Raw genomic sequence first — 8,296 nt, forward strand, 5'->3', positions numbered from 1 at the left:
GGGCAGATTATTCACTTCTATGTGAATAATCCGGGCTGGCGGAACCCTGGGGTGCTTAGGAGGAGTGAGTTGGAGGGGCACTACCCAAATGTCACAGGATGGGGAAGGGGGCCAAGCGCTCGGGGATTAGAAAGGAGCAACCTGCTCCTCGGTGGGCTCTGCTCAGCAATACCACGGTTCGGTGAGGTATGGGATGGTTACCCGTGGCGGCGCCTGGGCCGTGGGTGGCAGCGGGCGGGAGGAGCCTTCTGACGCCCGCTCGGCCAGCAGCCAGACCTGTGAAAAAATCTCGCGCCGACTATCCCCGCGCGCTGCAGCCGCGTGGACGAGTGCCTGGACGTCCGCCTGGAGCTGGTCGACCCCGGGCTCGGGATGTCGCCAGGGATAGACCATTGCAGCCTCGTCAAACGGCTCCACCATCTGCCGCACCTCGGGCAGCTCGAGCAGTCGTGAACCTGCCGGAATCAGCAAGCGAATCGCGAGCTGGATGGGAGCGACCTGATCGATAAGATCGAGCTCTGCCAGGAGCGACAACAAATCTTGATAGCCCTCGACCGAGATCCACGGGGTAAAGGCCACGAAGGTCGGATTCAGAATCAGCCCCACCTCCTGGCACAGGTGGACGACCCGGATAAAATCCTCCCGGGTATGCCCCTTGTCCAGAAGGGCAAGCACGCGGTCATCGATCGACTCGACCGCACTGGTGACAAACAGACACCCGGTGTCCTTCAGTGCCTCGAGGTGCTCCGCATGCTTGAGGAGATGCTCAATCTTGATGGTCACGTCATAAGTCAGGTGTGGGTGTCCCGCGTGCAGGGCCTGGACCAGTGCCATAGCATGACCAATCCCATTAAAAAAGTCAGGGTCACCAAAAGTGATGTGCTGCGCCCCCGCTGCGACCTGTCTTCTGATGTCCTCCAACACCACATCCTGCTGGACGATGCGGAACTGCCCCTGATAGACCGGGACCACCGGGCAGTGGCGACACAAATGCTTGCAGCCCCGACTCGCCTCCGTATATCCCACGGTCCGACTCTGCCCGTCTCCGAGTTCGAGCTGCGCATACTTCGATAACGCCGCAAGACCACTCCGATCCGGAACTAAGAATCGTTGTTTGGCCAGTGAAACCAGAGGCTCAGCCTGTGGAACCCCTCTTGCCCCCCCCGGGCTGGCTCGCAGCCGCTTTACCAGGCTCAGCAATCCCTCTTCGAACTCCCCCCCCAGGACGGTGTCCGCGCCGAGACTTCGCAGCAGGGCTTCGTTCATCGAGGCGTAAAGCCCGTAGAAGCAGAGATGGACATTGGGATTGAGGGTATTAACCCGCTCGACAACCCGGGTGGCGATGCGCGTCGCCGTATGCATCGGGACATAGAACGCCACGAGGCCAGCGGCACGGATTGCCTCCTCGTCCAGGCGCTCCACCGCGAGGTCGAGGCAGGTTACCCGGGCCCCGGCTTGTCGGAGCCAGGCGGCCGGGGAGGCTAGCCCGAAGGGCTGCCGCCCCAATTCATATGTGGAAATCAGCACGGTCTGCATCAGGGGTTCATTCCGATAGTCAGGAGAGGGGAAAAGCAGACCACCTCCCCCGGCGTTCCCCGGGGGGGACGAGGGCCCTCGTATAGCGCTTTGCTAGATGTTACGCGAGGGGAGATTGCCCACCCTTGGACGGTTGGTAGAACGGGTTGTTACCCGAGGCGTGGTCGGTCGTGTCGATGATCTGGCGAATCTCGGGAACCGACTCCTTGATCATCACCTCGATCCCTTGTTTCAGGGTCACGTCCGCCATCCCACACCCCTGGCAACCCCCGCCGAGGGCGATGTACGCGATATCGTCCTTGACCTCGAGGAGTGAGACGTGCCCGCCATGCGCCGCCACGCCTGGGTTAATCCGGCCATCGATGACCTCCTGGACAGCTTGCGCCTTGGCATCGGTCCAGAGGGGGTTCGGATTGTCGATCTTGAAGCCGCTTTCGTACATCCCATCCACGAAATCGACCGTCACCCCTTTGAGGTTCTGTGAGCTGTCGGCATCGACAATCACCTGGATACCCCCGACGTCGATCACGGTGTCCTCGGCCCCTTTCTCGTCTTGCCCCACGAACTGGAGCTCGTACTTAAAACCGCCAGGGCCACGTCCGCCAACCGCCAAGCGCAGCGCGAGATCATTCTTCCCCTCGGCCTCCATCAGCGCCAGGATCTTCTTTGTCGCCGCATCGGTGATCGTGAGCATCGCTTCCTCCTTATAGGGCATAACGCCCTCGTGGTTCACATCCGGGGGTCTCTGGGACACATCCGGTGTAATATGGCTCTCTGCCGTCTAAAACTCTGTTCGTGTCTATCCTAGTCTCAAGCGCCGACCATTGTCAACCGGAAGATTCTCGTGAGGACCCGCCAATCCCTTCCGGGCGATCGGTGGGGGGAGCAATGTGAAAGGTAAGTTGCCGCTGCGCTTCCCGCAGTGCCGCTTCGACGCGGTCCGGGGTCTCGCCACGAGCAAAGATGAACCCGAGGTACCTCGTCCCTTCCGGTAACGGAACGACCTCCTGCCCCACCGGGATGGTGATTCTGATCTCATCGATTCCTCGAACATGTCGGGCCTCGTCCTGGCCCCGCACCTCGCGGAGGATCCCGGCCTGCGGGATGGGGATCATCATCACACCGGCGGCCTGCTGTTCCCGTTGGAGGGACGCTACCTCAAGCCCCATGGCGTCTCGGAGTATCAGCTCCTCCAGGGATATGCCCTCGCCGAACCGCAGCGCGCGGGAGCAGAGCCCCCCGATGGAGCGGGGGGCGATTTCGAGGATCCACGGCCCCTGGTCATTCAGCCTGAGCTCCGCATGCACCGGCCCTCGCTGGAGGCCGAGTGCTGTCACAGCATCTTCCGTGCACGCGGCAATGGCCTGCTGTAATGGTGCCGGAAGGCGGGACGGTGTGACATAGATGGTCTCTTCAAAGAACGGGCCGTCGAGGGGATCTGGCTTATCGAAGAGGGCCAGCATCCTGAGCTTGCCTTCTGAGAGGAGCCCCTCGAGCGCCACCTCAGATCCGGGGATGAAGGTCTCGACTAGTATCTGCTGCGCTAATGCGCCTCCCTCAGCGGCGACCTCCGGCCGGCGCAAGATGGCAATGAGCCGCCGGAAGGCGGCGGCGAACTGGGCCGGATCGTCGGCGCGAATCACCCCGCGGCTGGCAGACAGAAACAGGGGCTTGACCACGCAAGGGAAGATCACCCGGCGGGCCACATCATGAGGATCCTCATCGATGGAAACAAGCTCGGAACGGGGCGAAGGGACGCCGGCCGCTGCCAGGACCTCACGCATGCGGTGCTTATCCCGGGCGGCGGCGACCGCGTTTACACCACTGTGGGGTAGTCCCAGCGCTGCCGCCGCCATGGCCGCCAGGATCGCTCCATCGTCATCGGCAGCGACCACGGCCCGGATCGGATAGTGTTTGGCAAACTCGACGATGGCACCTGTTGCCTTCTCCGGCGCCAAGAAGTCGAGCGTGAGGTGCCCAGCGGGATTCGCCGCTGATAAGGCCTGCTCGCGGTCGGATCCGACCACAACCGGTATATCGAGCCGCCGTGCTGCCTCGAGAAATGCACTGGCCCGGTACGTTGCTGTGGTCATAAGAAGTAGAAGGCGATGCATTACCCGAATCTTTCCTCCTGAAAGGTCGCCTATCGTCAGACACTAGGCAACGACGCGGGACTCACGCAGGCGGGTGATCTCTGATCGATCCAGGCCAATCCAGAGCAAGACCTCGTCAGTATGTTGGCCCAGAGTGGGGGCGGGATGACGGATCAGTCCGGGGGTGAGGGAAAGCTTTACCGGGATGCCGATGTTTTTGATCTTCCCAGCCACCGGATGTTCCAGCTCCACGAGCATGCCCCTGTCCCGGACCTGGGGATCCTCATAAACCTGGGCCATATTGTAGATCGGGCCGGCCGGCACCCTGGCACCCTCCAAAAGGGAGAGCCACTCTGCCGTCGTCCGCTGACGAAGGATCGGTTGGAGAAGAGCGCCGAGTTCCTGGTAATTCTGGACCCGATCGGCATTCGTGAGAAAGCGCGAGTCGTTGAGCAAATCCTGCCTTCCGAGAACCCCGCAGAGCTTCTCCCAGGTGGACTGATTCGCCGCACCGAGGCTGATGGCCCCATCCTTCGTATCGAAGACCTGGTAGGGCGCGTTGAGCCGGTGGGCAGATCCCAGGGGTTGGGGTACCTCTCCAGTGGCGAAGTAGATGGAAGACTCCCAGAAGGTATACGCCACCGCCCCCTCGAGGAGAGAGGTATCGACGTGCTGCCCTTCCCCGGTCTTTAGGCGATGGACGTAAGCCGCCAGGATACCATAGGCGGCATAGATCCCCGCGTTGAGATCAGAGATGGGTACTCCTACCTTCGTAGGGGGCCCGCCGGGGTGTCCGGTCACACTGATGAGACCACTCATCCCTTGGGCAACCAGATCAAAGCCACCACGACTCCGGTAGGGGCCGGTCTGGCCGAATCCGGAGACAGAGCAGTAGACGATGGTAGGATTGATCTTTTGAATGGCCTCATAATGGAGATCCAAATCCTCCATGGTGCCCGGGCGGAAATTCTCCACCAGGATATCGCTCCGTCTGGCGAGCAATCGAAAGAGCTCGCGACCCTCCTCCGATTTGAGATTAAGGGCGACACTCTGCTTGTTCCGGTTGACGGCAAGGAAGGCAGCAGACTCCCCATGAATAAAGGGGGGACCCATGGTCCGAGAATCATCCCCTCCCTGGGGTTTTTCGATTTTGACGACATCGGCTCCCATGTCGGCCAGGAGCAGGGTGCAGAACGGTCCCGCCATCACCTGGGTCACATCGAGGACCACGACCCCTTCCAGCGGGGTGCGCGACGTCATGCGACTTTCCTCTTCTTGCTCGCGGTTCATCGTCCTTTAAACTCTGGCTTGCGTTTTTCCAGAAAGGCCCGGCGCCCTTCCTGGAAGTCCTCTGTGTCAAAGCAGGTAAAGGGAAGGTCTGCCTGTTCCGCGATGAGACCGTCGAGGCCGGGGTTGCTGAGGACCATTTCCAAAACTTGCTTGTGCCAGCGATGGCTCAGCGGCGCGTAGCCGGCGATTTCAGCCGCCACCTCATAAGTGTACTGTTCGATCTCGGCCACCGGGACGAGCCGAGAGATTAGGCCGATCCGAAATGCCTCTTCGGCGTCAACCAGTTTTGCCGTAAGGAGCATGTCCAAGACGCGACCGGATCCTACGAGCCGGACTAGCTGGGACATTTCCCAATACGGCATGAATATTCCCAGCTTGGCCGTGGGAATCCCAAACCGGCTGTTGTCGGCGGCGATCCTCAGATCGGCAGCGGTCGCAAGCTCGAGTCCGCCCCCCACACAAAACCCGGCAACCATGGCGATCGTCGGTTTGGGACAGTGCGCGACGGTTTCGAAGGCCTTCTCGACCGCGGTGTGATACTTTTTGGCCATCGCGGAGTTTTTACGCTGCTCTTCAAACTCGGCGATGTCGGCCCCGGATGAGAAGGACTGGGCCCCTGCCCCCCGAAGGATAACCACCCGCACCTCAGGGTCAGCCTGTAGCTCTGCCATAAAACCGGCAAGGCGCTGCCACATGTCATAGGTCATGGCGTTCCGCTGCGCCGGTCGGTTGATGGTGATCGTGGCAATGCCACCTTTGGTCTCCCGAACAAGTTCCTGGCTCATATCCGGTTCCCTCCTCAACCCCGAACTATCGCTCTCCGCGGTGAACGGTCACCGATCCACAGTACCAAGAACTTCACAAAAAAGTTCTACCGGGTGCCTCGCGACGCGCCCGGTTCCGTGCAGGATCTGCTGTCGGCACGATACCCCCGAGGCAATGATCTCCACACGAGCATCGGTCTCCTCGATCGCCGGAAACAGGCGCTGTCGGCCGATGGCGACCGAGAGATCATAATGCTCTTTCTCGAAACCGAACGAGCCGGCCATCCCGCAGCACCCCGCATCGATTTCCTCGACGGTGAGACCTGGGATCAGGTGCAGGGCGTCGATCGTCGGGCCGGTCCCGACGGCAGCCTTTTGATGGCAGTGGCCGTGGAAGAGAACGCGTCGTTCCGTTTTCCGAAAAACTGTCTGAAGCTCACCCTGACGGTGGCGCTCGAGGAGGAACTCCTCGAGGAGAAAGCTGTGCTGCGCTACTGACTCCGCCTCGGGGGAACCGATCAGGTCGAGGTGCTCATCCCGAAACGTCAACAGACAACTCGGCTCACACCCTACGATGGGAACGCCGGTCTCCACGAAGTGATATAACCGATCAATAGTGCTCCTGGCGCGATCGGCCGCTTCGCTAAGCAGCCCCTTGGAGATCAAGGTCCGTCCGCAGCAGCCGACGTCCGCCAGGATGACTTGATATCCCAACTCCTCCAAGAGCTTGGTCGCCGCCATTCCGACCTCGGGGTAGTGATAATTCATAAAGGTGTCGGGGAAGAGGGCCACCGGTCCCTTCGGGCCTGGCGCCGGCTTCCCCCGCCAGCGGAACCACCGGATAAAGCTCAGAGAGGCAAAGGGGGGGAGTGGGCGTCGCCTGTCGATTCCGACGAGGCTCTCGAGCAGCCATCGCGTCCCCGGGATCGCTGCGGCCCAGTTCGACAAGGGAGCCAATCGACTTCCCCACCGGCCCACGTCTGCCGCATGTGCGAAGAGCCGCGCCCGGAAGGGGGTGCCGTTCTTCTCGTAGTACCGTGCGAGGAACTCCGCCTTGAGCTTGGCCATGTCGACGCTCGTGGGGCACTCTTTCTTACAGGCCTTACACTCGAGGCACAGGTCTAACGCCCCGTAGAGCTCTGGCCCACTCAAGCTCTCGGGGGGAAGCTCTCCGGATAGGGCAGCTCGGAGGAGATTGGCCCGGCCGCGCGTGGAGTGCTCCTCCTCGCGCGTCACCATGTACGACGGACACATGGTCCCCTGCATCTTCCGGCAGTTCCCGACTCCGATGCATCGTTCGACAGCCGCTGTAAAACTCCCCTCCTCTTGAAACCGGTGCTGTGTGACCACAGCGATCGTTCGGTAGGCCGGCCCGTACCGGAGCTGCCCGTTCACTGGTGGCGGGTTATCACTCACGATCTTGTCGGGGTTGAGGATGCCTTTCGGATCGAGCAGTGCTTTGACCTCCCGAAAGGCTTTCTCGAGCCCCCCGTACTGCCTCTCGATGTAACCGGTCCGGGACAGCCCATCGCCATGCTCCGCGCTGATCGTTCCCTTGAGACCCCAGACGATCTCGTGGGCCTCTTCGGCAATGGCCTTGATCATCTCAATGTCCTTCGTGTCCCTCGGATCAAGCAGTGGCAGGATGTGGAGATTGCCGTCCCCGGCATGCCCGTATATCCCGGCAGTCACCCCATACCTCTCTAAGAGCTGTCGCATCTTTCCGATGAAGACCGGCAGGCGCGTGGGATGGACGGCAGCATCTTCGATGAAGATCAGAGGTTTGCGGCGGCCCTTCATGTGAGTGATCACCGACGAGGCGACATTGCGGATCGCGATGATCTTGGCCTGATCCTGCGCTGACGTCGCCAGCAGCATCCCGGTGGCGAGACGGTGCTCATCCACCAGTTGCCTTCGGGTGGCGGCCATCCGAGTCTCGACCTCCTCCGGGCGCTCTCCTTCGTGCTCGAGGATCAGGACCGCCTCTGCCCCTTCCGGGAGAAACGGGTGAAGCCCGGGATCATGCCGCCGACTGAGATCAAGCATCTGTCGCTCCAGAATCTCGATCATGCTCGGCTGAAGCTCCCGGAGGATCGCCACCGCCTCCCCCATTTTCTCCAGCGAGTCAAAGCTGAGCAGGGCGATGGTCCGGTGGCGGGGATGATCCAGGATCCGGAAGGTGGCCTCGGTAAAGATCCCCAGTGTTCCCTCGGATCCCGTGAAGAGCTGGCCCAGGTCTACGGTGCCGTCCTGGGCAAGACGCCAAAGGTTGTACCCGCAGTTGTTGTTGGTCACCTCCGGGGCCTTCTCCTTTAACTGTCCGCCGAACCGCGCCAGTATATCCAGGAGCCCCTGATAGATCGGGCCCTGGACCCGGTCCTGGAGCAGGGCCTGAAGTCTGGAACCATTCCGATCTACCGGCTCGGTCCGGATGACGTCGCCACTGGCCAGAACCACCTCGAGTGATTTCAAGTAATCCCTGGTCGTCCCGTACTTGACCGAATGCGCACCTTTAGAGTTAGTGGCCAGCATCCCCCCAAGAGCACACACATCGGCGCTCGAGGGGTCGGGGGGGAAATACTTGTTGTGCTGCTTGAGCGCCTTGGTGAGAGT

General features: G+C 61.3%; 6 protein-coding genes. All 6 read right to left on the minus strand.

The window, feature by feature from the left end:
* Positions 1-162: 162 nt before the first annotated feature.
* On the minus strand, positions 163-1,536 hold the full coding sequence (locus O6929_04580; protein MCZ6479675.1) for a CUAEP/CCAEP-tail radical SAM protein: 1,374 nt from the start codon (positions 1,534-1,536) through the stop codon (positions 163-165).
* Positions 1,537-1,636: 100 nt separating this feature from the next.
* A complete protein-coding gene (locus tag O6929_04585; protein MCZ6479676.1) occupies positions 1,637-2,251 on the minus strand; it encodes an iron-sulfur cluster assembly accessory protein in 615 nt (204 codons plus the stop codon).
* Positions 2,252-2,363: 112 nt separating this feature from the next.
* Positions 2,364-3,629: an ATP-grasp domain-containing protein gene (locus O6929_04590; GenBank protein ID MCZ6479677.1), complete on the minus strand. Its 1,266-nt coding sequence runs from the start codon at positions 3,627-3,629 to the stop codon at positions 2,364-2,366.
* Between the two features lie 63 nt (positions 3,630-3,692).
* Positions 3,693-4,919: a CoA transferase gene (locus tag O6929_04595; GenBank protein MCZ6479678.1), complete on the minus strand. Its 1,227-nt coding sequence runs from the start codon at positions 4,917-4,919 to the stop codon at positions 3,693-3,695.
* Positions 4,916-5,704 (minus strand): enoyl-CoA hydratase, encoded by a 789-nt coding sequence (locus O6929_04600; protein MCZ6479679.1) that lies wholly within the window; start codon positions 5,702-5,704, stop codon positions 4,916-4,918. The genes O6929_04595 and O6929_04600 overlap by 4 nt, the downstream gene beginning before the upstream one ends.
* Positions 5,705-5,752: 48 nt before the next feature.
* A partial coding sequence (locus O6929_04605) for an FAD-binding protein (protein ID MCZ6479680.1) occupies positions 5,753-8,296 on the minus strand: 2,544 nt, incomplete at its 5' end.

The sequence above is a fragment of the Candidatus Methylomirabilota bacterium genome (assembly GCA_027293415.1).
Taxonomy (GTDB): domain Bacteria; phylum Methylomirabilota; class Methylomirabilia; order Methylomirabilales; family CSP1-5; genus CSP1-5.